The sequence below is a fragment of the Acinetobacter sp. TTH0-4 genome (assembly GCF_015602665.1).
Classification (GTDB): domain Bacteria; phylum Pseudomonadota; class Gammaproteobacteria; order Pseudomonadales; family Moraxellaceae; genus Acinetobacter; species Acinetobacter albensis.
Genome location: NZ_CP059079.1, coordinates 179,121 through 202,401 on the forward strand (window position 1 = coordinate 179,121; position 23,281 = coordinate 202,401).

General features: G+C 38.2%; 22 protein-coding genes, 2 tRNA genes and 2 pseudogenes. 14 read left to right on the forward strand and 12 right to left on the reverse strand.

Going from position 1 to position 23,281, the window contains the following annotated elements; all coding sequences use genetic code 11:
• Nucleotides 1–94 precede the first annotated feature (94 nt).
• Complete coding sequence (locus tag H0S58_RS00815; RefSeq protein WP_195726883.1) at nt 95–1,102, reverse strand: AraC family transcriptional regulator; 1,008 nt, start codon at nt 1,100–1,102, stop codon at nt 95–97.
• 102 nt (nt 1,103–1,204) lie between these two features.
• Between H0S58_RS00815 and H0S58_RS00820 the strand changes: the two genes are divergently transcribed.
• Both H0S58_RS00820 and H0S58_RS00825 read left to right on the forward strand, forming a co-directional pair.
• On the forward strand, nt 1,205–1,816 hold the full coding sequence (locus tag H0S58_RS00820; RefSeq protein ID WP_195726884.1) for a sterol desaturase family protein: 612 nt from the start codon (nt 1,205–1,207) through the stop codon (nt 1,814–1,816).
• A 193-nt stretch (nt 1,817–2,009) separates the two neighbouring features.
• Nucleotides 2,010–2,711 (forward strand): annotated as a pseudogene (locus tag H0S58_RS00825) (IS1 family transposase).
• 186 nt (nt 2,712–2,897) lie between these two features.
• On the opposite strand, the gene hisF reads toward H0S58_RS00825, so the two are convergent.
• Nucleotides 2,898–3,659: an imidazole glycerol phosphate synthase subunit HisF gene (gene hisF / locus H0S58_RS00830; protein ID WP_320109000.1), complete on the reverse strand. Its 762-nt coding sequence runs from the start codon at nt 3,657–3,659 to the stop codon at nt 2,898–2,900.
• A gap of 110 nt (nt 3,660–3,769) precedes the next feature.
• Here hisF and H0S58_RS00835 point away from each other — a divergent pair, with 110 nt between their 5' ends.
• Genes H0S58_RS00835 through H0S58_RS00845 form a run of 3 tightly spaced genes read left to right on the forward strand, consistent with a single transcriptional unit; the run spans nt 3,770 to nt 5,781 of the window.
• Complete coding sequence (locus tag H0S58_RS00835) at nt 3,770–4,720, forward strand: homoserine kinase (RefSeq protein ID WP_195726885.1); 951 nt, start codon at nt 3,770–3,772, stop codon at nt 4,718–4,720.
• 14 nt (nt 4,721–4,734) lie between these two features.
• Nucleotides 4,735–5,355 carry a DUF1294 domain-containing protein gene (locus tag H0S58_RS00840; protein WP_195726886.1) on the forward strand — a complete coding sequence of 207 codons (621 nt, stop codon included), beginning with the start codon at nt 4,735–4,737 and terminating at the stop codon, nt 5,353–5,355.
• Nucleotides 5,356–5,388: 33 nt separating this feature from the next.
• Nucleotides 5,389–5,781, forward strand: a complete 393-nt coding sequence (locus H0S58_RS00845; RefSeq protein ID WP_053579331.1) for a DUF4870 family protein — start codon at nt 5,389–5,391, stop codon at nt 5,779–5,781.
• 74 nt (nt 5,782–5,855) lie between these two features.
• On the opposite strand, the gene hisA is transcribed toward H0S58_RS00845, so the two are convergent.
• The 4 genes from hisA to hisB form a co-directional block, all read right to left on the reverse strand.
• Nucleotides 5,856–6,587 (reverse strand): 1-(5-phosphoribosyl)-5-[(5-phosphoribosylamino)methylideneamino]imidazole-4-carboxamide isomerase, encoded by a 732-nt coding sequence (gene hisA / locus H0S58_RS00850; RefSeq protein WP_053579332.1) that lies wholly within the window; start codon nt 6,585–6,587, stop codon nt 5,856–5,858.
• A 119-nt stretch (nt 6,588–6,706) separates the two neighbouring features.
• On the reverse strand, nt 6,707–7,333 hold the full coding sequence (locus H0S58_RS00855) for a 3'-5' exonuclease (protein WP_195726887.1): 627 nt from the start codon (nt 7,331–7,333) through the stop codon (nt 6,707–6,709).
• A gap of 144 nt (nt 7,334–7,477) precedes the next feature.
• Nucleotides 7,478–8,095 carry an imidazole glycerol phosphate synthase subunit HisH gene (gene hisH, locus H0S58_RS00860; RefSeq protein ID WP_053579334.1) on the reverse strand — a complete coding sequence of 206 codons (618 nt, stop codon included), beginning with the start codon at nt 8,093–8,095 and terminating at the stop codon, nt 7,478–7,480.
• Nucleotides 8,095–8,688 carry an imidazoleglycerol-phosphate dehydratase HisB gene (hisB, locus tag H0S58_RS00865; RefSeq protein WP_053579335.1) on the reverse strand — a complete coding sequence of 198 codons (594 nt, stop codon included), beginning with the start codon at nt 8,686–8,688 and terminating at the stop codon, nt 8,095–8,097. The genes hisH and hisB overlap by 1 nt, the downstream gene beginning before the upstream one ends.
• Nucleotides 8,689–8,784: 96 nt before the next feature.
• On the opposite strand from hisB, the gene H0S58_RS00870 reads away from it, so the two are divergent.
• The 4 genes and pseudogenes from H0S58_RS00870 to H0S58_RS00885 form a co-directional block, all read left to right on the forward strand.
• Nucleotides 8,785–9,162: a GNAT family N-acetyltransferase gene (locus H0S58_RS00870; RefSeq protein WP_053579336.1), complete on the forward strand. Its 378-nt coding sequence runs from the start codon at nt 8,785–8,787 to the stop codon at nt 9,160–9,162.
• Nucleotides 9,163–9,359: 197 nt separating this feature from the next.
• Nucleotides 9,360–9,435 (forward strand) — tRNA-Phe (locus tag H0S58_RS00875).
• Between the two features lie 135 nt (nt 9,436–9,570).
• A tRNA-Phe gene (locus tag H0S58_RS00880) sits at nt 9,571–9,646 on the forward strand.
• 129 nt (nt 9,647–9,775) lie between these two features.
• Nucleotides 9,776–10,009, forward strand: a pseudogene (locus H0S58_RS00885) (SAM-dependent methyltransferase); the annotation flags it as partial.
• A 15-nt stretch (nt 10,010–10,024) separates the two neighbouring features.
• On the opposite strand, the gene H0S58_RS00890 reads toward H0S58_RS00885, so the two are convergent.
• A complete protein-coding gene (locus tag H0S58_RS00890; protein WP_195727534.1) occupies nt 10,025–10,894 on the reverse strand; it encodes an IS982 family transposase in 870 nt (289 codons plus the stop codon).
• A gap of 83 nt (nt 10,895–10,977) precedes the next feature.
• Here H0S58_RS00890 and H0S58_RS00895 point away from each other — a divergent pair, with 83 nt between their 5' ends.
• Nucleotides 10,978–11,490, forward strand: coding sequence for a class I SAM-dependent methyltransferase (locus tag H0S58_RS00895; protein ID WP_227592266.1), 513 nt, complete (start codon nt 10,978–10,980; stop codon nt 11,488–11,490).
• Between the two features lie 231 nt (nt 11,491–11,721).
• Nucleotides 11,722–12,243 (forward strand): hypothetical protein, encoded by a 522-nt coding sequence (locus H0S58_RS00900; RefSeq protein WP_195726888.1) that lies wholly within the window; start codon nt 11,722–11,724, stop codon nt 12,241–12,243.
• 102 nt (nt 12,244–12,345) lie between these two features.
• Here H0S58_RS00900 and H0S58_RS00905 read toward each other — a convergent pair whose 3' ends face one another.
• Nucleotides 12,346–12,792: a hypothetical protein gene (locus H0S58_RS00905; protein ID WP_195726889.1), complete on the reverse strand. Its 447-nt coding sequence runs from the start codon at nt 12,790–12,792 to the stop codon at nt 12,346–12,348.
• Nucleotides 12,793–13,071: 279 nt separating this feature from the next.
• The gene (locus H0S58_RS00910) at nt 13,072–13,770 is read right to left on the reverse strand and encodes a hypothetical protein (protein WP_195726890.1); all 699 of its coding nucleotides are present in this window, start codon (nt 13,768–13,770) and stop codon (nt 13,072–13,074) included.
• A gap of 151 nt (nt 13,771–13,921) precedes the next feature.
• On the opposite strand from H0S58_RS00910, the gene tehB reads away from it, so the two are divergent.
• Nucleotides 13,922–14,785 carry an SAM-dependent methyltransferase TehB gene (tehB, locus tag H0S58_RS00915; RefSeq protein ID WP_195726891.1) on the forward strand — a complete coding sequence of 288 codons (864 nt, stop codon included), beginning with the start codon at nt 13,922–13,924 and terminating at the stop codon, nt 14,783–14,785.
• A 61-nt stretch (nt 14,786–14,846) separates the two neighbouring features.
• Here the strand turns inward: tehB and H0S58_RS00920 are convergent, their stop codons facing one another.
• From H0S58_RS00920 to fadB, 3 genes are all read right to left on the reverse strand, one after another.
• Nucleotides 14,847–16,562, reverse strand: a complete 1,716-nt coding sequence (locus tag H0S58_RS00920; RefSeq protein ID WP_195726892.1) for an AIPR family protein — start codon at nt 16,560–16,562, stop codon at nt 14,847–14,849.
• Between the two features lie 88 nt (nt 16,563–16,650).
• Nucleotides 16,651–17,823 carry an acetyl-CoA C-acyltransferase FadA gene (gene fadA, locus H0S58_RS00925; protein ID WP_092720158.1) on the reverse strand — a complete coding sequence of 391 codons (1,173 nt, stop codon included), beginning with the start codon at nt 17,821–17,823 and terminating at the stop codon, nt 16,651–16,653.
• A 12-nt stretch (nt 17,824–17,835) separates the two neighbouring features.
• Complete coding sequence (fadB, locus tag H0S58_RS00930; protein ID WP_195726893.1) at nt 17,836–19,989, reverse strand: fatty acid oxidation complex subunit alpha FadB; 2,154 nt, start codon at nt 19,987–19,989, stop codon at nt 17,836–17,838.
• A gap of 496 nt (nt 19,990–20,485) precedes the next feature.
• Between fadB and H0S58_RS00935 the strand changes: the two genes are divergently transcribed.
• Both H0S58_RS00935 and uvrC read left to right on the forward strand, forming a co-directional pair.
• Nucleotides 20,486–21,358, forward strand: coding sequence for a hypothetical protein (locus H0S58_RS00935; protein WP_195726894.1), 873 nt, complete (start codon nt 20,486–20,488; stop codon nt 21,356–21,358).
• A gap of 93 nt (nt 21,359–21,451) precedes the next feature.
• Entirely contained in the window at nt 21,452–23,251 is a 1,800-nt protein-coding gene (uvrC, locus tag H0S58_RS00940; RefSeq protein WP_195726895.1) for an excinuclease ABC subunit UvrC, read from the forward strand.
• Nucleotides 23,252–23,281: the final 30 nt, after the last annotated feature.

Consider the following 23,281-nt stretch of genomic DNA (forward strand, 5'->3'; position numbering starts at 1 on the left):
AACATCAAAATATAGGCTGAGTTTTTTAGCGTAAAAGTAAGTCTGAGTTTTTTGAGTGAAGTCATTTAAGCTTTATATTTGAAACCATTTAGCTTTAAGGTGAAGTGTGCTGTTGTTTGCGCCATTGCTGAGGGGTTCGTCCAGTCCAGTGTTTAAAAGCACGCTGAAAAGCACTTTGTTCTGAGTAGCTTAGCAATAGGGCAATTTCTAGTAAACTCAAATGTGGGTCCTTGAGATATTGTTCTGCCAATAAATGACGCACTTCCTGAACACGGTTTTGATAAGTGGTGTCTTGTTGCTGTAAATGGCGTTGTAATTGACGAATAGACATTCTCAATTGCCGGCTAATCGGTTCAATTTGATATAGATTTTTTTGTAAACCTGTCAAAATTGCTTGTTGTAATCGATGATCTAACGTTGTGGAGTTGGGCAGTTTATCTAATAAGGCTTGAGCTTGCTGCATCAGCAAATGATGTAAGGTTTGATCGCCTTGACGAAACGGTTTTGCCAGTTCTTGAATAGGTAAAACAATTTGTGCAACAGGTTGAGAGAAACGGACTTTACAATGAAAGTATTGTTCGTACAGTGCGATATTGGGAGGGGCAGGATGGGTAAAATGAATTTCATATACGTAAATACTGTCAAATTCCATAAAGAGATAAAGAAACTTGATCATCAGTGCAATGGCAATTTCATTGGTCACTTGGGTGGTGAGATGGAAGGGAATATCTCCCCAACCAATCATTAAGTAATCATCTTGCATATTGACTTGTAAGCTACTTCCATCATAGACCAGTCGATGTAAGTCATGATAACGATGCAAAGCCTCACCTAAGGTGCTACAAGATAAAGCAATATAAGCAATAATACCGAGATGTTTGGGTTGTACGTAGTCAGCAATATCCAGACCCAGTGCAGGGACGTGTATCTGTTGTTGAATATCGGTCAGCAATTCTCGCCAAATACTATAATCAAAGCGTTCTAGGTTTTGAACTTGTTGTAGTTTTTCAGAAATAACGAGACCTTTCGCCTGACTATAAGCATACAGTAAATGTCCAAGGCCGCCATAAACGGAACCTGTATAATCTTTAAGTGATTGCATTCTGCTCTTTTTTTGTCGTAATTTGTCAATGAAGTCTTATTTTAAGGTCAATATTTAGCATGGTTGATGGCTTATATTCAATACCAAAGAGGAGAATTAACCATGTTAAAAGATTTTTTGGTCGGATTGGTGGTTGCCAATGGTTTTGAATGGGTAGCGCACAAATATGTTTTGCATGGTACACATCGCACAGGAAAACCACGTTATAGTCCTGTGCCAGACAGTATGAAATCTCATTGGGAACATCATCGTGAAGTGCGTAAAACCACATTTCTTGATCATGGATACGTAGAAGGAATTTCAAACTGGCGCACTAAAAATGAAATTGTGTCTTTAGCAGTCGTGGCGACTGTGGCAGGTGGATTATTTTATCCAGTTTCTAAAGGAATGGCAGCAGCAGCGGTTTATAGTGCATGTAATTATTATTATATTCATCGCCGTGCACATTTAGAACCAGAGTGGGCCATGAAAAAAATACCGTGGCACTATGACCACCATATGAATTCCAATCAAGATGCAAATTGGTGTGTCACGAAACCTTGGTTTGACTATATTTTGGGTACACGGGTTATTTCATCTGAAGATTTACAAGAACAGAATCCCTTGGGAATTGCACTGCCTCAATCTGTTTCAAAAATATTGAATTCAGTGGCAAGCAGCTATTTTCCTGCAAAATGGGTCTCAAAAGTCCCTCAACTAGAAACACACATGTAAAAAATCGCTTGATGATTTTTAGTCGAATTATTTTAGGTGTTTATCATGAAATGATAATTTCTAAGCTCTGTCTTCAAGCATCAATATCTTGGCATTGGCCTACAGAGGAGATGTATTTTTGCACATAAAAATTTGGTGGTGTTTCAAAAAGTATGCTGAAAAAAAGCAGGTTGGATTTTGATAAAATAGGAAAATGCGAATAACCCTAGAAATCAAATGTCCAACCTGCCTCAGTGATAGTATAAAGAAAAATGGCATCAAGGTAGATGGGAAACAAAACTATCAGTGCAAAGACTGTAAACGTCAGTTTATTGGTGACCATGCACTCAGCTATCAAGGGTGTAATTCAGGTATTACTCGTAAAATATTACAGTTAATGGTCAGAGGCAGCGGTATACGAGATATTGCTGAAGTTGAGCGTATCAGTATCGGTAAAGTTTTACGCACTTTAAGTGAATCAACATATTAAATTCAGCCTAAACAAAGTTATTACGAATGTATCGAAGTGGATGAATTCTGGACTTTTGTAGGAAATAAAAATAATAAACAATGGCTTATTTACGCCTACCATCGAGAAACAGGTGAGATTATTGCTTATGTTTGGGGTAAAAGAGATTTAGCTACAGTCCAACTGCTGAAGGCAAAGCTTAAACAATTAGGTGTTCACTACACTCGAATTGCAAGTGATCATTGGGACAGTTTCATCACTACTTTTAAAAACTGCAAGCAAAGTATTGGTAAGTTTTTTACTGTGGGTATTGAAGGCAATAATTGTAAAATAAGGCATCGAATTAGGCGTGGCTTTAGAAGAAGCTGTAATTTTTCGAAAAAGCTTGAAAACCATTTTAAAGCCTTCGACTTAGCATTCTTTTATATCAATAATGGCTTCATTTAATGTCAGCATACTTTTTAAAACACCACCAAAAATTTATGTAGAGAAATTTTATAATTCTTCTTACATAAGGAGTCTGAAAAGACTCCTTTTTTATTTTGATTTTTTAAGCTTTATTTTTACTTTATGCTTCAGCTTAAAAAAGAGCATATTGATATGCTCTTTAAATGTATTTAAAAAATCTAAAATCTATAGACGCATTTCAATACCTTGATTTGCAAGATATTGTTTTGCTTCTGGAATGCTATGCTGACCAAAATGAAAAATAGAAGCTGCCAGTACCGCATCTGCGCCACCGACTAAAATGCCATCAGCCAAATGTTGTAAACATCCGACACCGCCAGAAGCAATGGTTGGAATGGTGACACGGTCATTGATTTGACGCATCAATTTAAGATCATAACCTGCCTTTGTACCATCAGCATCCATCGATGTAATCAGGAGTTCACCTGCGCCGAAATCAGCCATTTTTACAGCCCATTCAATCGCATCAATTCCTGTCGGTCTACGACCACCGTGGGTGAAAATTTCCCATTTATTCTCACCTGTTTTCTTTGCATCAATGGCAACTACGATACATTGTGCACCAAAGCGCTGTGAAGCTTGTTGCACAAATTCAGGATTAAATACCGCAGCTGAATTAATGCTCACTTTATCTGCGCCTGCATTGAGCAATAAGCGAATATCTTCCACTTTACGAACACCACCACCCACGGTTAAAGGTACAAATACACTTTCAGCCATACGTTCTACCGTACGATAAGTGGTATCACGCTCCCCAGAAGTTGCGGTAATGTCCAAAAAGGTAATTTCGTCGGCACCTTGTTCATTATAACGACGCGCCACTTCAACTGGATCGCCTGCATCACGAATATCAAGAAATTGTACACCTTTCACAACTCGACCATTATCTACATCAAGACAAGGAATAATACGTTTAGCCAGCATAATTTTTTCCAAAAATAACAGTCGATTATGAAACTTCGTGACTCAGGTGCTACACCTAAATAGTCGGAGCGAGTATTCTATCAAAATTATGTAAGTTTTTTCGCAGGTTTTGTATGTCGGTTTATACCCCTTTGACTTTAAATGAAGTTCAGGTTTTTGCTACACCTTATGGATTGGAGGTGATTGACCTGATTCCGATTCAAGGCGGCATTCAAAATACAAACTATTTTTTAGTCTGCAATACCGGCGAGCATTATGTTTTAACGATATTTGAAGATTTGGATGAGCAAGGTGCGGCTGAATTAGTGCCTGTACTGGAACATTTGGGCAAATCTGGATTACCTGTACCTGTACCTTTAAATTATACAGGCAAAGCCATTCATATACTTAAAAATAAACCTGCTCAAATTGCTCCGCGTATGCGCGGTAAACATCCAATTCCATCCACAGTAGCGCAAGTTCAAGCGATTGCGATTGCACAAGCTCAAATACATCTTGCCTTGCAAGATTTTCCTTTACAACGTACTGAAGATCGAAATCATGATTATTGGTTACATGTGGCTAAAGAATTAAAACCGACTCTGAATCCCGCCGATGCTATTTTGCTCAGTGAGGTATTGGGTCTTTATGATGCACTCACATCAGTTTATCCAAACCGTCCGAAAGGCTTTATTCATGCTGATTTATTCCGTGACAATACCTTGTTTGTAGATAATCAACTGCATGGTATTTTAGACTTTTATGAATTGAATAAAGATGAATTTTTATTTGATATCGCCATTACTTTAAATGATTTTTGTACCGAATACCCTGATGTGCATTTAAATGAAGTCAAGGCACAGGCATTTTTAGAAGCCTATGAAACAGTACGTCGATTAACCGAAGATGAAAAAGCCTGTTTAGAAATTTATTTGGCGATTACTGCCGCGCGTTTTTGGCTCATGCGTTTACAAGTGGCACAAAAAAATGCACAACAAGAACGTACAGGGGAAGATATTTTGCAGAAAAATCCACAAGAGATGCGTAATATGTTGGTAGAAAGACTTAAATTTGTTACCGCTTAAAATAGGATGCACACATGCGCGATCAGGGACGTTTAGTCGAATGGTTGGACGATCAAGGCTACGGTTTTATTCAACCGAATGATGCTGCTAAAGATCGCGTATTTTTACATATTAAGGATTTTGCCCGACAAGGCCCGCGTCCTATCGTCGGTTGTGCGCTAGAATATACGGTAGCACATGATGGGAAGGGACGCTTTCGTGCTCACCAAGTGACTTATCTTAAAGCGTCTCAAACCCAAAAAACTTCTACCCCGATAAAAAAAATGAAGCAAGAAACGAAGTTGCATCCCATCCAAATAGCTGCTGTGGTGTATATTTTGGCTTTGGCTGTACTGAGCATATCGGGACTCATCAGTGGAATCCTGTTGCTATTTATCAGCATCGTCAATGCAGCAACCTATTGGTTTTATGCACAAGATAAAGAGGCCGCACAGTTAGGAAATAAGCGTGTAGCAGAAAATATCTTACATATTTTATCTTTTTTGGGTGGGTGGCCGAGTGCTTGGCTCGCACAACAAAAATTGCGACATAAAACACAAAAACAACCATTTAGAAGAATTTATTTTTGTACTATAGTTTTAAACATACTTTTGATTTTATGGCTGATTTCTCCTTTAAATGTGTTGAAAATTTAAAGGAGCCAAATGACTTTAAAAGAGAGGATCAATATGAATTATGCTATAGATCGAGATTCTAATCGAACACTCACGTTAATTCTGTATGTACTTTATATTATCGCTATTTTTTCTGGCGGTTTATTGGCCATTGTGGCTTTAGTCATTAATTATATCAAACGTGATGATGTACGTGGCTCTATTGTTGAAAGCCATTTTACCTGGCAAATTCGAACTTTTTGGTGGTATCTGATTTGGAATATCATCGCTTTTGTTCCGTTTCTTTTTTTATTCTTTACTGGTGAGAATGTTGATGTTTTTGCGGGTGTTGCCCTGATTGCAACCACATTTTGTCTGTTGGTGGTTGGAATTTCATGGCTCTGGATTGTTTATCGGGCGATCCTTGGCATGATTCGTTTAAATGATCATCAGCCCATGTATCAGTAAGTGAAGCAAGCCGTTAAAAAAGAGCTCAATTGAGCTCTTTTTTATCATTTTACACGATCAACTTACTCAGTTTATTAAATTGACTGATCATCCCATAAGGATTGTGCTTCACGTAGATTGAGCGTGCCTTCATAAATAGCCCGACCCGTAATCGCCCCTAAAATTCCGGGTTGACCTTTTAAGTTACGTACATCATCAAGGTTGGTCACGCCACCCGAAGCAATGACAGGTAAGCCAGAATAAGTAGCTAGATTTACTGTTTGTTCAATGTTGACACCCTGCATCATGCCGTCACGTGCAATATCGGTATACACAATACTAGATACACCTGCATCAGCAAAACGTTTAGCTAAATCGATGGCTTTAATATCAGTGATATTGGCCCAACCATCGGTTGCCACCATCCCATTCATAGCATCAATCCCGACAATGATGCGACCTGCGAATTTCTTACAGGCCTCTTCAACAAAAGCAGGATCTTGAACAGCTTTGGTTCCAATAATGACGAAAGAAACACCCGCATCCAAATAATGTTCAATGGTTTCTAATGAACGTATTCCACCACCAATCTGAATCGGAAGTTCAGGTTGTGCACGTGCAATCGCTTCGACCACAGGTTTATGAATGGGTGTACCTGCGAAAGCACCGTTTAAATCGACTAGATGTAAACGACGTGCGCCTTCATTCACCCAATGTTGTGCAGTTGCCACAGGATCATCCGAAAATACAGTATCGTCTTCCATACGGCCTTGTTTTAAACGGACACATTTGCCATCTTTCAGGTCAATTGCAGGGATGATCAGCATGCCTTCGCTCCTTGCTTAATTTCATTAAATAGAATGTTGCTCATTTTAGCAAAGTATTGTCCAAACACTAAGCATCAGTTTTGGCTTTATTTTGTTGCCATAATCAAAGCATGGTTATGCTATTTAGACGTCGTATGAGAAATAAATCCTAAGCGGCGTAATTCTTCAAAGACCAATACTGGCGCATAAGCATCCGCAGCCGCATATTGAATTTGTGGTGAAGTCAGTACTCTTCGGGCCCAATTGGAGGTGCTTATTTTTTTACTTTTGGGGAAATTAACCTGAAATAACAGTGCCATCTCATTTTTCAGCCCCATAGTATTTGTAAAGCCCAAAGGGGAAAAACATTTCGATAAGTCGACTATATTATTAAGTTGGATGCCCTTTTTTCGAAACAGTGGCGCATCATTTTTTAAACCAAAACCGACCTTCATTTGAGTTCTATTTTCAAATATTGGTTTTAAAAATGCGAGAATTTGTGGATTGACTTGAAATAGATAAGCTTGATGGACAGTTGCCAACTGAATTATGTGCGGTCCTGTAGAAATTTCACCTTTATTAAAGGTGGGTTTCGACTCGGTATCAAAACCGAATAGAGTACAATTTTTGAATACATGTTCTATAGCCAGACATTGCGATAAAGAATGAATAACCTGAATATTTTCTGGTTCAAGGTTCTGAAACAAGGGTAATTTTTGAATGTATTCTTTGCTAGGTAAAACTGGATTAAGGTTTGTAGAATTCATTTGAACTAAAACGTGAGCTTTTTTGCAGACTAACGTGTTTTAAACAGAATGGCAAAAAAGCATTAATATCGTTAATTACGCCATTCCAAAAAATAAAAAAGCCTAATCAGGATTAGGCTTTATCTAGGCTTAAAAAATTAAAATTTAGATTTTCCATTCCACAAAGTTTTTTAGTAATTGCAAACCTGCAGTGTGACTTTTTTCAGGATGGAATTGTGTGGCAAATAAATTTTCTTTATGCAAAGCGGTACAAAACGCTAAACCATAATCACATGTTGCAGCAATAAGGTCAGTATCTTTAGGTTCAACATAGAAACTATGCACAAAGTAAAAACGTGCATCTTGTTCAATATCTTTCCACATCGGATGGCTAGGGTCTGCTTGATGTACCTGATTCCAGCCCATATGCGGCACTTTTAAGCCTGCAATATTGGGAAAGTGTTTGACTTCACCTTCAAATATAGCCAAAGCATCTGCGCCGCCATTTTCTTCTGAGCGTTGCATCAACGCTTGCATGCCCACACAAATGGCAAGTACAGGCTTATTAAAGACGGCATGACGTACCACTTCATCAATACCTGCTTCATGCATGCCATGCATACAATCACGCATTGCACCGACACCAGGAAAGACAATTTTATCCGCTTGAGCAATCAATTTAGGATCGTGAGTCACATCAACCGTTGCACCGACATGTTCTAAGGCTTTGGCTGCTGAGTGTAAATTCCCCATACCATAATCAAGAAGGGCAATACGGGTCATTACAAGCTTCCTTTGGTTGACGCAACAGTGTTTGCTGCACGAGGATCAACTTCACAGGCCATACGTAGCGCACGTGCAAATGCTTTAAATACACATTCAATTTGATGGTGGCTATTTTTGCCTTTTAAATTGTCGATATGTAAAGTCATCAGCGAGTGGTTTACGAAACCTTGAAAAAATTCAGAAAATAGATCAACATCAAAACGACCAATCATTGAACGCGTGAAGGGAATATCCATAAATAAACCCGGACGACCTGATAAATCGACCACAACACGGCTCAATGCTTCATCTAATGGTGCATAAAAATGGCCATAGCGACGTAAACCTTTTTTATCACCCAAGGCTTGTGCAAAAGCTTGTCCGAGTGTAATACCACAGTCTTCTACGGTATGATGGTCATCAATATCAAGGTCGCCATCACAGTGAATATCAATATCAAATAAACCATGACGCTTGATTTGATCAATCATATGATCTAAAAATGGAATACCTGTATTGAGGGTGCCTTGACCCGTACCATCAAGATTCACACGAACTCGAATTTTGGTTTCGTTGGTGTTTCTTACCACTTCACTGATACGTTGCGTCATAGACACGTTCCTCAAAAACGTTAAAAATGATGATGTAAAATGTTCTTTCGCGGTGACGAAATCACCGCATATTAGATTGCTCAGGAGGGTTAATCAATGCCTATTACCGTACATGCTTACACTTCACTAGAAAATGCAGAAGTACGCAGCCAACTTGAGCGACTGTATGACACCAGTCCAGAATTTGGAGATGGGCAAGATGCCATTGATCAACTAGAGCTCAACTTAGCTCAGTATACCTTAGTTTATACAGCAGAATTTAATACAAAATTGATTGCTGCAATTTGGAGTACGGGACAAGGAGAAAGTCGCACCTTGGAAAATATTGTGGTGCACCCAGCCAATCGTGGACGTGGTATTGCAGATCGCTTGGTCAGTGAAGTCTGTCGTATTGAAGAAGAAAAAGGTGTAAAGGTATTTGAACCAGGCTGTGGTGCGATTCATCGTTGTTTGGCGCATTTGGAAAAAATTTAATCCAAACTTGCTCTAAAAAAGCAGTCTGATGACTGCTTTTTTATGGCAAGAAATAAGCCCAGCTTAAATTACGTTGCGCATGGATCGTCAAAATGAGTTAAATTTTAGGGTTATTGCTGTAAAAATAAACACTTGCTTAAAGAAAATATAAAAGCCACTTGACTGAAAAACACTTAAACTGTTTAATACGCGACATTGGCGTGATAGCTCAGTCGGTAGAGCAACGGATTGAAAATCCGTGTGTCCCCAGTTCGAACCTGGGTCTCGCCACCATATTTAAAATCTATTTTAAGATTTCAATCCCTGATCCCATCAGGGATTTTTTTTGGGCAAAAAATATTCAATCAAATAAAAATGTGATGAATTATATTGACTAATGTCCGGAGATACGGCTTAATACACGGCATTGGCGTGATAGCTCAGTCGGTAGAGCAACGGATTGAAAATCCGTGTGTCCCCAGTTCGAACCTGGGTCTCGCCACCATATTTTGAAAAACCTCAAACATTGTTTGAGGTTTTTTTTATGCTTAAAAATTGTCTAACAGTTTTTATTCAAATCGAACTATTTTTCGATATATTCAAATCATAAGAAATTAATTAAATTATTCTAAAAATGAAAGATCTCTTTTCTCAGCACAGTTTTGGTTATAAACAGGCCCGTCCACATTATTCTATTCAAATTATAGAAGAAATTTTAAAATACGTGCCCGAATTTGGTTTTGCTTGGGATTGTGGGGCAGGATCAGGGCAATTGACCCAATTGTTGGCACCTTATTTTGATCATGTGGTGGCAACCGATATCAGTGCAGCACAAGTACAACACGCGCCTTATTTTGAAAATGTTAGTTAACCCGAATCCTGCTTAAGCCGATGATTCCTTAATTTGAATTGTTGGCTTATTTCGATGGGTTAATTGATATGCACATAGTGAGGCGTAAATTCCACTCAGAAATCCATGAAGACTACGTGCTTTACTCGTCACTAAATTGTATTGCCCCTTCAATAAGCTGAATAATGTTTCTATTTTCTTGCGTTGTCTTAGGTGATATTCATCTGATGCACAGAGTTGAATAGCCTGCATATTCTTCCGATGATAAGTAATTAAATCAATACCTTGATCTTTCAATCTAATTTTTAATTCTTGGCTGATGTAGCCCCGATCCCCGTAAAGTTTTGCTTCTATACCAGCAACCAATTGCTCAACCATTTTTATGTCAGCAACATGTCCATTCGATAAAGCAGAACAGGCAATTTCACCAAATTGATTCATTGCAATATGTAATTTACAGCCATAAAACCAGCCCATTGAGCTTCTACCACGTGATGCAATTTGGATTAATGATTTATGACGCTGAATACGTTGATTTTTACAAACTGGCAGAGTTGTTGAATCAATCCATAAATATTGTGTACCTTGGCCTTTCATCAGTGCCACATGTAAAGCGTGTAGAGCTAATTCATGCATATTGATCAGATGAATCATCCTTTGATAGCAAGGCAAGTACTTAAATAAATGGCTTTTATCTTCTTTTAACCAGCTGAAAAAGGCTTTGAAATTATTGAAATGAGAGCATTTGTACCAAATGGCAATAAAGCAGATTTCTGAAATTGTAAGTTGAGCAGTTCTGATTCTTAAGGAACCACGGTTTTGTTTGAGAAACTCCCAATAAGTTGATTCAAATTTAAGAAAAAAATCATCAATTACGCAGAATAATTCGGTACTATTGAACATCAGGACGAGAGTTGTGAGTTTGGTGTGGTAACTCAACTGATGGCTCTAGTCCTCTTATTTTTCAAGTCAATTTCTTATCCGCGATTCGGGTTAGTTATCAATTACAGCCTGCGGAACAAACCAGTATTCCCACCCAGTCAATTGATTTGGTGACGGTGGCGCAAGCGATTCATTGGTTTAACTTTGATGCTTTTTATGCAGAAGTCAAACGTGTGCTTAAACCGCATGGTGTTATTGCCGTGATTGGTTATGGCTTAATTCAAGTACAACAGGTTGAGGTTCATAATTTAATCGAGCAGCTATACGCTGAAACTTTAAATGGTTATTGGGAGCCTGAACGCTGTTATATTGATGAGCAATATCAAACCATTTCTTTTCCTTTTCATGAATATCCCGTGCCACAACTGAGCTTAAATTATTCATGGACAGCACAGCAATTACTTGCTTATTTAAAAACATGGTCCGCATTACAACATTATCAAACTATACATTCGGATGATCCACTTCAGCATCTTGCTCAGGCTTTAACAGATGCGCCAGAACATTTTTCTGTGACGTTTCCAATTTGGTTGCGTATAGGAACTGTACTCGCGTAAATATAAAAATAAACAGCGATTCATTTGGATTAATTTTTTGATTTTATTTAATTATTGATAATTTTTTTATAAATTCTTTTGAAGTTGATGAGCAAAAATGTGTTTGCATCTAATGAATGTATTTAACCATTTATCTGAGTTTAATTTTTAGATTGATTGTTTAATATACAATTAATCTTGTTCACGGTTGAGTGTGATCTTCATTTTTTATTCATTTTGAGTAGAATTACCATGAATCTCCTAAAAGTTATATCTTATTGTATCTTGGTTGTTGCTGGAGTAGCTGCTAGCGTTACTGCCTTTGCAGATACGGTTGAATTACCTGTGTTAAAAACTTTGGCAGAACCTGAGTTAAGAGCTGAAACAGGGATTATTCAATATCAAGAAGATCCAGCAAGAGTCAAAGCGTTGCAGCATGAGGTGATGAAACTGAGCGATGAAGCTCAAAATTTTATGATTGCCCCTAATGTGCTGACCAATGTGGAAATTTTGCCTGCTGCACCATTACCAAATTTAAATAGTTTGCCTTTGATATTACAGCAGCATATTTTATCGATTGCACAAGGTTTACAGTCTTCGGATCCTAAACAAGGTTTGTATATTATGCTCCAGCCTTTTGGTATAGATCGTAATGCAACCAATACACAAATTGGTCGAGAGCAGTTTTCAATAGATAAAATTGACCGTCAACTAGGAAGTGGTGAAATTATTATGCCACCATCCAACAGCTTACCTGTAGGCGGGATACGTTAGTATTTAGCGCTAAAATTTTAATACCTTGATCAAAAAAAGGATGCAATCAAATGCATCCTTTTTTGTTTGAGATATTTTTATATCTCTGCTATTACACAAGCATTAAGCTGCTTTCTTTTTGAACCAAGAAAAGAACCCTTTCTTCTCTTCAGTTTTTACCGCATCTGCTTTTTCTTCCGCTTGAACCACTTGCTCTGCTACAGTTTCTTTCACTTCAGTGGTTTCACTTATCACTGTATCTTTAGCATCCGTTGCTTGTGCTACAGCGGTATCTTTGGCTTCTACTGTTTTTGCTACAGTTGCATCTTTTACTTCAGTTGTTTTCGTCACAACCGCATCTTTTGCTTCAGTTACAGCCGTGTTTTTAGCTTCTACAGCTTCAACAATAGTTGCATCTTTAGTATCAATAACGGCGGTTTGAACTTGTTCTGCTTGAACTTTTGCAACGTCTGCTAAAGTCGTTGTTTGTGGTTGCACAGCAGTTGTAGCCATCACTGAAGTTGTAGCAGCAACGAGAGCAATGCTCATCGCAGTTTGAAGCATATTCATGGGTGAGTATCCAGAATTGAAGGGGGAGTTTAAATTGAGCGGGCTATGTTAGCGCTTGGGAAAAAGTAATGAAGGCATTGCTTGAGAATTGGTCTAAATTCGTGTGAATAATCAACCATATTTACAGATAAATAACAGGATGTTGCGGAATGGTTACATTTGGAATTTAGATTTTGGAATATTTATCTTTATATTATTTATTGGATTTTTAAGCATTCCAAGATAAAAATCCTACACAGAGCAAGAATTTTTATCTTGAAAATAAATGTTTAAATAGGGTTAGTCGAAAATTTTTTCAGCGGCTTGGAAGGGTAAGCTGATTACATCTATTGCAACTGCAAAAGGAAAGAGCACCAGTTTTTGTAAAGGATTGAGTCCAGAATGACTTTGATAACTTTCCTTTTGCATGGGGTAAATATTGACTTGATATGGCTTACTCAGTGCTTTCAATGATGCAATATTGCCTGCAACCGGATAAACCACACCCGAAAGTTTCAAGTTAAAACAAAAACGCTGTGCATTCATGCGCTTATCACTTGAAGTTGAACATTCCTCTGCGCCATTTTCAATATAAAATTCAACATCTTTTTTATTAATATCTTCCTGTAATTTGACATAAGACAAAGGAAGCGTACCTGAGAAATGACCATCATTTTTTTCTGAATAGAAGGTGAGTTCTTTGGTCATTTGAATATTTTTAGCATCCAGTTTATTGATTAATCGAACAAATTGCGCACCACCTTGGGTTAAAACATAGCTATTTTTATATCCAGCAATCACGAGACTATCTGCAGGTAAATGATTTTGTACTTGGGCAAGTTTTCCAAAAGCCACCACTTGATCATCGACTAATGAGGTTTTAACGTCGCGTGTATGGCTGCGGTTGTCTTTTTGAATTAAGGTGGAGGTTGCACAGCCTGCTAAAAGAGTGCCAAGTATGGCTAAACTGAGAACAGTTTTTATAGGGGATAAATGCATCTGTTGACTCCAAATTATTTGAAATTTATGAAAGCTGTATTTTTATTGTCCTTAAGCCTAACATTAAAACCTAAAATATAGAGACAATATCATGATCAAATCGCGTTATTGAGATGTATTCACTGAACAATGTAGGCTGGGAAATAAGCGTATGCAAGACTTGATTTGTTATAAAGAGCTTCCAGTGTGGACAGCACAAACCACTCCTCAAGGCTTTAAAAAGCAACACAATACCAAAGCAGGCACTTGGGCAAAGTTAAAGATTTATCAAGGTGAGCTGAAATTTGCTTTTTTAGATGATGCAGGTCAAGTGCAATCTGAACATCTATTCACACCTGAGCAACAGCCACCATTTATTCAGCCTCAAGCATGGCACAAAATTGTTTCGACCAGTGACGACATAGAGTGTCAGCTGCAATTTTACTGTACCTCGCAGGATTATTTTTATAAGAAATATCAGCTTTCACCCACACATTCAGAAATTTTGGCGGCTATGCCGTATTTACACGGTGGTCGGGCTTTGGATGTCGGCTGTGGACAAGGGCGAAATTCGCTGTACTTAAATCAGCAGGGCTTTGAGGTGGATGCTTGGGATGTCAATGCGAATAGTTTGCAAAAACTACAGCAGATAATAGATGCCGAAGGTATTCAAAAGATTCATTTGCAACAGCGAGATTTAAATGCCGACCCAAGTATTACAGGCACATATAACTTTATTTGCTGTACGGTGGTGATGATGTTCTTGCAAGCGCCAACTGTGAAACCATTGATTGCTCAGATGCAGCAAGCCACAAATGTGAATGGTTTTAACCTAATTGTTTGTGCGATGGATACACCAGACCTACCTGTGCAGGCTGACTTTCCTTTTGCATTTAAAGCAGGAGAGCTAAGTGCGCTATACGAGGGTTGGAATATTGTGAAATACAATGAAAATGTAGGAGAGCTACATCGGGTCGATAAGCAGGGTAATCGGATTAAGCAGCATTTTGCGACGTTGTTGGCGCAGAAAAAATGATGATTTTAAAATTACATTTTTTCTAAAATAGAAAAAGGGTTTTTTAATTCCCTTTGTACAATTAAGTGTTTTCTTCAAGCGAAATTAGAATCTGTTCAGTCATCTTTTTCGATTTTAACGCTTCTTTATCTTCTATTTTTGCCCCTGACAGTTCAATGATATGGATAGCTTTTCTAAATACATCTTTACACAAATCCTCATCCAATAAAATTTTAATAATTGGGTTGCAATATTTTTCAACCTTATTATGACTATTTAAAGGTGGGAAGTTCTCTTTAGAAGCTAACAATGGAAATAACATGATTATGTAAAATTTAACTTTTTTAAATTTTTTATCAATTTCATTACTTGCAAATAAAGTATCAAGCTTATAAAAGATTAAGCCTGCCAAATAATAGGATGCAAATTGATGATCATTTTCAAAGAGTTTAGATTTTTTATTTCCTATTTCTTTAGCAATTTGCCCAAAGTAAGTGGTGACGAGATGTGGGTCTTGGCGGAAAATTGAAGAAAAAGATTTAATTTGATTTGAAACACTTATGATTCTTTTTTTGACTACACTTGAATCATTATTGTATTGATTAGCACGTCGTTCATAGTATAGTCTACCGTCACCTTCCATAGCATTATAATAATGCTCTAGGTTTTTTTGGAAATCAGTCATTGCCGATAGTTGCTCTTTTTTTACAGCTGTTTGACTATTTGTAGAAACTGTAATTTTAGATTTTATATCATCATCAGTAGTTACTATTAGTTTTATTGGGATATTTATATTAGATAATGTATCTAATGCCCTATTTTGATATAAAATATTACTAGTTTGGCATCCATTAACAATTTGAAAATCAAATAAAGTACATTTATCACCAGAAATTTTTATTTCGTTAGCAACAATAGTAACTCCATTATTAAGCACACTGAATAAATGAGGATTATCAGATTTTAAAGTTTCCTCAATTTTTAAATTAACGGCATTTAATCCCTGGAAATCTCTGACGTTATCTTCAAATACATTTTGAATATTATCGTTCTGGTCAATAATTAATTTTTTAAATTCAGAAAATTGCAAAAAACCATAGTAGGATTCATCAATTCCTAAGGTTTCTGGTAATGTAATTTTATTAGGGAATTGAATGGTACAAGATAAAGGAGTTTTTGTTTTTCTATATAATTTTCCTAAATCATTTGCTCCATAAATAATAAAATCAATATTTTCAAATAAGTTTAATTGCTCAAGGTGCTGCTTGTTTATTGATATACATGCTTGAATATTTTTATCTGCGATTACAGTTGTGCTTGTTGTGATATAGAAAATTTTGCATGAAGGGTTTTGCTTAAATTCCGAAGCTAAAGAGAAAATGTAATCTGAAATTTCTGATAATTTGGTAATATCTTCATTTCTAATAAGTTTATGTTCTTCTGAGAAAAAATCATAGACGCCATTATAAAATTGATGCATTTCACTAGTATCAATATTCGAAGATGTTTTTGATTGAATAAATATATATTTAACGTCTAAATAGCTATTTTGTGCAAGAAGACCATCTATTTCGTTAAGTTCTTCAATTAAATGACCATTTACGATAATAGCTAATCCATCAATACCTGTATCATTTCCTGAACCTATAGAGATAGAGTCAATATCAAAACTTTTATTATATTCATTGCTTAGAATTGAATAATTTACAAATTTCTCAAAATTTGAACTTTCATCTTTGTTAACTATTTCTTGTGTTTTAAGAAAATCATTTAGTAAGGTTTTTGTAATGCGGTCCATATAGTTTTAAATATCATGTAGTTCTTTGAATCATATAAAAAAACCCCGCACTAAGCGAGGTTTTTTTATCTCAGTATTTAATTAAATATTAAACACGTTCGATAATAGTCGCGATACCTTGACCAAGACCGATACACATGGTCGCAAGACCAATTTGCGTATCTTGTTGTTCCATTACGTTAAGCAATGTTGTCGTGATACGTGCACCAGAACAACCCAATGGGTGACCCAATGCAATCGCACCACCATTTAAGTTAATGATGTCTTGCTTCTCATATACGCCTAAGCCTTTCATTACAGACAAGCCTTGAGCAGCAAACGCTTCGTTTAACTCGATGGTTTGAATATCCGCCATGGTGAAACCTGCACGTTTAAGCGCTTTTTGCGTTGCAGGTACTGGACCATAACCCATGATCGCAGCGTCACAGCCTGCAACCGCCATAGAGCGAATCACAGCACGTGGCTTAAGACCTAAAGCTTGAGCGCGTTCAGCAGACATCAGTAACATTGCAGAAGCACCATCAGACAACGCTGAAGAGGTTGCCGCAGTGACAGAACCACCTTTCGGGTCAAATACAGGACGTAATGAACGGAATGCTTCAATGTTGGCATCTGGACGAATCACTTCATCGATGTCACACAGAATTTTGAAGCCATTTTGATCATGACCTTCAACACCCACGATCTCATTTTTAAAACGGCCTTCTTGCGTTGCAGCCCAAGCGCGGCGGTGAGATTCCACACCAAATGCATCTTGTTCTTCACGGGTAATGCCGTTCATACGACCTAACATTTCAGCCGTTAAGCCCATCATGTTAGACGCTTTTGCATAGTGTTTAGATGCTTCTGGGTTCAGGTCGATGCCGTGCATCATCCCAACGTGACCCATGTGCTCGACACCACCAATAATGAATACATCACCTTGGTTGGTAGCAATTTGCGCTGCTGCCGTATGAATAGACTGCATAGATGAACCACAAAGACGATTCACAGTTTGACCTGCAACAGTTTTTGGAAGATCAGCCAATAACGCAATGTTACGACCAATATTCATGCCTTGTTCTAGGGTTTGATTGACACAACCCCAGATCACATCTTCAACTTCATTGGTGTCGAATTGGTTACGAGCAACTAAAGCACGTACAAGTTCAGCAGATAAGCTGTCTGCACGTACATTGCGGAACATACCGTTTTTGGTTTTACCCATTGCAGAACGTACACCATCAACGATGACAACGTCACGCGGATTTAAAGTAGCCATTCACGTTGCTCCTTAACGGTAGAATTTTTTGTTGTTAGCTGCCATGTCACGCAACATTTGTGGCGCTTCATAAGCTTTACCTAAGTGTGCATATTTGTCGCAAAGTGCTACGTATTCAGCTACACCTGTTTGGTCGATATAACGGCATGGACCACCGCGGAATGGAGGGAAACCCACACCCATAATCATGGCCATATCTGCTTCAGAAGGCGTTGCCACAATGTTATCTTCCAAGCAACGAACTGTTTCGTTACAGAAAGTCAGCATCATACGGTCAATGATTTCTTGAGCATCAAACTCATGCTTTTCAGTAGTCGCCATTGATGCAACAAGCTCATAAGCTGTTGGATCGATGGTTTTCGCTTTTTTACCTTTACGATCAAGCTCGTATTTGTAGAAACCAACGTCGTTCTTTTGCCCCAAACGTTTGTTTTCATACATCAACTCAATAGCGCCTTTAAAGTCTGGCTTCATACGGTCTGGGAAACCTTCCGCCATCACTTCTGCACCATGAACACCAGTATCAATACCGACAACGTCGATCAAATACGCAGGACCCATTGGCCAGCCGAATTTTTCCATCACTTTATCAACTTGCTGGAAGTCAGCACCGTCTTTAAGCAATAGGTCAAATGCACCGAAGTAAGGGAACAATACACGATTGACCAAGAAGCCCGGGCAGTCGTTCACCACGATTGGTGTTTTACCCATTTTTTGAGCAAGAACCACAGTGGTTGCAATCGCTTCAGCAGAAGTTTTTTCACCACGAATGACTTCAACCAAAGGCATCATATGCACTGGGTTAAAGAAGTGCATACCCACAAAGTTTTCAGGACGTTGTAAGCTTTCAGCCAAACGAGTAATTGAAATCGTTGAGGTATTTGATGCAATAATGGTGTTTTCACGGACTGATTTTTCAGTATCTGCAAGCACAGCCGCTTTAATCTTCGGATTTTCAGTCACCGCTTCAATTACGATATCCACTTCTTTAAACTCATCTAAGCTTAAAGTTGGACGAATACGTGCAAGGGTTTCACCCATTTTTGCAGGAGTCATTTTTTTGCGTTCAACTTGTTTGGTCAACAATTTGTTCGCTTCAGACATACCGAGTGCAAGTTGCGGGTTACCAATATCTTTCATGATAATAGGTGTGCCTTTGCTGGCGGCTTGATAAGCAATACCACCACCCATGATACCTGCACCTAGAACAGCCGCTTGGTTGACAGGATGCGCACCTTTTTCATGTTTTTTAGAGGTTTTTTTCACAATTTGGTCATTGATGAATAAACCAATCAATGCACCTGCTTGTGGCGTAATCGCAGCTTTTGCAAAACCTTCTGCTTCTGCTTTTAAGGCTTCGTTACGTGGAAGGCTTGCACCTGCTTGTAAAGAATCAAGAAGAAGTTTTGGCGCAGGATATTGTGCAGGATTTGCTTTGGCAAGAACCGCACCTTTAGCGCTATTGAATGCCATCATTTGTTCTAATGGATTCAATTTCACAGGATCTAATTTTTCTTGGCGTTTTGCTTTCCAATCAACACGACCTGCAATCGCTTGTTTAACTAGGTCAATCGCAGCGTCTTGGAGTTTATCAGCAGCAACCACTGCATCGACAGCACCATCTTTAAGTGCAGCAGCAGGACGTTTAGGGTTCGCCATTGCCATCCATTCAACGGCATTGTCGATACCAATCACGCGGCTTAAACGAACAGAACCACCGAAACCTGGGAAAATCCCGAGTTTAATTTCAGGTAAACCGACTTGAGCTGCTTCTGACATGACACGGTAGTCACAGACCAAGCACATCTCAAAACCACCGCCCAATGCAATACCATTGATTGCAGCGACTTTCGGAATGTTTAAATCTTCAAATGCGTTGAAGATGTCGTGAACAGGCATGACCCAATCCACAATTGCTTTTTCGCCTTGAGAAAAGTTATCACCGAATTCAGTGATGTCTGCACCGACAATAAATGTAGATTTAGCAGAGGTGACGATTAGGCCTTTAACGTCGTTATTGGCTTTAACCGCATCAATTGCAGCTTTAAAATCTTCAATTGTTACACGGTTAAATTTGTTGACCGACTCACCTTGTAAGTCAAAGCGGAATTCTGCAATTCCGTCCGAAAGCATTTGGACGGTAATGGCATTGCCAGCGTGGATCATGCCTGATCTCCTTTCTTTTGGAGGACTTATTTAAGTGGATGTTTTGAAGCGTGTACGTATTTTTGACGCACATCGAGCTTCACTAAGCTTACGATAACTATATCTAAAAAGAACATAACAAGTTGTATCAAGCCGTGACGCAATGGTCATCAATTTATTTGTTGCAAAAGCTTATCTCATCATGCTTTATCCTTGAGTATAAGAAGAACAGGGTAATAAAACATTTGTTTTTATAGCTATTTTTTATTTGAAGCGCTTTATTTTGAGATTTATATATTCAATAATAAATGAGTAATTTGAATTTAGCGTTAGTCAAAATAGTCAATTGCCTCATTCAATCAGGATTAAATCACTTGCTATTGAGCTGTGATAGTCCTTACTATTTTTGTTCTAAAACTCGCAAGCAAAGCGAAAAGCCTGTGAGACGAAGTCGTATATTCGAAACAGATAAAAAATACTTCATAATTTATTAAAATAAATAGAGAGAAATCGCCGCGTGTATAAAATAATTTTGCCTGTAATGTGTGCATTAACTTTAATTGGATGTGGCGGTGGTGAAAGTTCCTCTACCTCATCAGCGCAATTAATCACTTTATATAATATTTATGATGAGAGAAAGAGTGACATTGATCCATATCTTCCTTATCAGCCGAAAAAATATCAGCTTGATCATCATCAAAATCTGAGTATTCAGTATTTAAAAGGTACTGCTTCGAGCAATATCCCTAAAACTTATGTGACACAACATGGTTTATCGAATTTTACTTCTCCTAGCATTGGGAACAATGAATACCGTGTAGGGAAAAATGCCTCTTTTGATGGCATACAATTAGTTTATGAGGTAGGCGATCATCAGGCAAAAGATGCTTTAAAATTAAGCGAAGCGTTTAAGAAAATTGATGTTTCAAATTTACCTCTCATGAGTGATCAATCTAATCCAGTACATCAGTTAAACAGATCAGTGGAAGGTCAAATTTTAGCAGCGCTATTGGGTTTAGGTGATATGGAACAAAAATTTCCTCAGGGTGCAAGCTGTTGGCAAAAAACCAGTCAAAAGAGTAATCAAGATTATATTGAATTTTATAGCGATGATGATCCTCCTCATGTTGATGAAAATTCAGCAGTTATAAAGACAGGGCAGTGGGGAAATGTCAGTTGGACACAGTTTATAGCTGATGAAAACCAAAAACAGATGGCCGATGTGAACGTGAATATTGAAGGTAAGGTGTATTGGGGATTCTACCATCCACAGGATGAAGTATTTCCGATACAGCCAAATCAGTTTACTTGTGATTTTATGAATGAGATTGCTTACATTGCAGCAACTCAGCGCTTAGATAAATTATTGACTGATGAAAAAACTAAATAAAATGCCCAAAGGTGTGTTTTTCACAACAGTAGCCTTGAAAACGGTTAGATGAATCTACATCATCTAATAATAATCCAATGTTAAAAGTCGACTGTGAACGAAAAAGCCCGTGAAAATATTGAAAAAATTTTAGCCAATATGACCACTTTGCCCGGTATTTATCGAATGCTGGGTAAAGAAGGTGAGTTACTGTATGTCGGTAAAGCCAAAAATCTAAAAAATCGCGTATCCAGTTATTTTGTTAAAACCATTGAGCATCCTAAAACACAAGCATTGGTCGCACGGATTTATCATATTGAAACGCTGGTGGTGCGTTCTGAAACCGAAGCCCTCTTGCTTGAACAAAATCTCATTAAGCTCCATCGTCCGCCTTACAATATTATGCTGCGCGATGATAAGTCGTACGTCTATATTTTTGTGTCGAGTGACAAACCTTATCCACGTATTGCAGCAGGGCGTGGTAAAGGCAAGCATCAGGAGGGTAAATTTTTTGGGCCTTATCCGAGTGCTTATAATGCCCGTGACACTTTATTGGTTTTACAAAAGCTATTTAATGTGCGGCAATGTGAAAATAGTTATTTTTCACAGCGTAAACGTCCATGTTTGCAATATCAAATAAAACGCTGTACCGCACCTTGTGTGGGGTTGATTTCGCCTGAAGAATATAATGAAGATGTTAAAAATTCGATTCGCTTTTTACAAGGTGACACCAAAGAACTCAATCAAGAATTGATTGCCAAAATGGAAGCGGCGGCTGAAGCCTTGGAATTTGAAAAGGCGGTCTTTTACCGTGACCGTATGGCCTTACTACGCGATGTACAGTCGCAACAAGCCATTTATAAAGTCAAAGGTGAGGCTGATATTCTGGCCATTGCCTATTATGCAGGTGTGACGTGTGTGCAGATCATGCATGTCCGTAATGGTAAAATGTTGGGCGGTAAAAGTTATTTTCCCGATATGTGGGGTGAAGATTTAGGGCAAATGTTATCTGACTTCATGGCTAACTTTTATTTTCAGGTGGCAGATGAAGTTCCGAGTGAGTTGATCATCAATACCGAATTGCCCAATACCAAAGAACTTGAAGATGCAATCCAGCAAGAATTTGCTCAGAAAGTACAGATTAAACACAAGGTGCGAGAAACCCGTGCTGAGTGGCTAGAACTGGCCAGTATGAATGTTCAACATGCAATTAAAGGTCAATTGGCCAATCATTTTGAATTGAATGAGCGTTTTCATCAGCTTGAACAGGTGCTGGGGCGACCCGTAGATCGGATTGAGTGTTTTGATATTTCACATACCATGGGTGAAGCCACCATTGCATCTTGTGTGGTATTCGATTCGGGTGGTGTGCGTAAACGAGATTATCGTCAGTTTTCGATTGAAGATATTACGGGTGGTGATGATTATGCTGCTATGCATCAAGCATTAACGCGACGTTATAAAAAAGCCATGCTGCCTGATTTATTACTCATTGATGGGGGCAAGGGACAATTGCATATGGCCATGCAAGTGATGCAGGACTTAGGGCTCGAAGCCTTTATGGTGGGCGTATCCAAAGGTGAGGGCCGTAAGCCGGGCTTAGAAACCTTACACTTTACCGATGGTACAAAAATTCAACTGCCCGAAGACCATAAAGCGTTGCATTTGATTCAACAGATTCGCGATGAAGCACATCGATTTGCTATTACCAAACATCGGGCCAAACGAGATAAAAAACGTGGCGGCTCTGTGTTGGAAGTTATTCCCGGATTAGGTCCAAAACGTAGACGTGATTTATTGACGCATTTTGGTGGGATTCAGGGAGTCTTAAAAGCGTCAGAAAATGACTTGAAATTGGTTCCAGGTCTAGGTGCGGTGATGGCACGTACGATTTATAAAATTTTACATGAATAAAAATTTGAACATGGCCAAAAAGTACATTGA

Bases quoted from the DNA above. Each gene is read 5' to 3' on its own strand.
- tehB (WP_195726891.1), top strand. From the start codon at position 13,922: ATGCAAGACTTGATTTGTTATAAAGAGCTTCCAGTGTGGACAGCACAA.
- H0S58_RS00840 (WP_195726886.1), top strand. From the start codon at position 4,735: ATGCGCGATCAGGGACGTTTAGTCGAATGGTTGGACGATCAAGGCTAC.
- H0S58_RS00890 (WP_195727534.1), bottom strand. From the start codon at position 10,894: ATGTTCAATAGTACCGAATTATTCTGCGTAATTGATGATTTTTTTCTT.
- hisA (WP_053579332.1), bottom strand. From the start codon at position 6,587: ATGCTGATCATCCCTGCAATTGACCTGAAAGATGGCAAATGTGTCCGT.
- H0S58_RS00820 (WP_195726884.1), top strand. From the start codon at position 1,205: ATGTTAAAAGATTTTTTGGTCGGATTGGTGGTTGCCAATGGTTTTGAA.
- hisB (WP_053579335.1), bottom strand. From the start codon at position 8,688: ATGACGCAACGTATCAGTGAAGTGGTAAGAAACACCAACGAAACCAAA.
- H0S58_RS00905 (WP_195726889.1), bottom strand. From the start codon at position 12,792: ATGAATATGCTTCAAACTGCGATGAGCATTGCTCTCGTTGCTGCTACA.
- H0S58_RS00920 (WP_195726892.1), bottom strand. From the start codon at position 16,562: ATGGACCGCATTACAAAAACCTTACTAAATGATTTTCTTAAAACACAA.
- hisH (WP_053579334.1), bottom strand. From the start codon at position 8,095: ATGACCCGTATTGCCCTTCTTGATTATGGTATGGGGAATTTACACTCA.
- H0S58_RS00835 (WP_195726885.1), top strand. From the start codon at position 3,770: ATGTCGGTTTATACCCCTTTGACTTTAAATGAAGTTCAGGTTTTTGCT.
- H0S58_RS00910 (WP_195726890.1), bottom strand. From the start codon at position 13,770: ATGCATTTATCCCCTATAAAAACTGTTCTCAGTTTAGCCATACTTGGC.
- fadA (WP_092720158.1), bottom strand. From the start codon at position 17,823: ATGGCTACTTTAAATCCGCGTGACGTTGTCATCGTTGATGGTGTACGT.
- H0S58_RS00855 (WP_195726887.1), bottom strand. From the start codon at position 7,333: ATGAATTCTACAAACCTTAATCCAGTTTTACCTAGCAAAGAATACATT.
- H0S58_RS00870 (WP_053579336.1), top strand. From the start codon at position 8,785: ATGCCTATTACCGTACATGCTTACACTTCACTAGAAAATGCAGAAGTA.
- fadB (WP_195726893.1), bottom strand. From the start codon at position 19,989: ATGATCCACGCTGGCAATGCCATTACCGTCCAAATGCTTTCGGACGGA.
- H0S58_RS00845 (WP_053579331.1), top strand. From the start codon at position 5,389: ATGAATTATGCTATAGATCGAGATTCTAATCGAACACTCACGTTAATT.
- H0S58_RS00900 (WP_195726888.1), top strand. From the start codon at position 11,722: ATGAATCTCCTAAAAGTTATATCTTATTGTATCTTGGTTGTTGCTGGA.
- H0S58_RS00815 (WP_195726883.1), bottom strand. From the start codon at position 1,102: ATGCAATCACTTAAAGATTATACAGGTTCCGTTTATGGCGGCCTTGGA.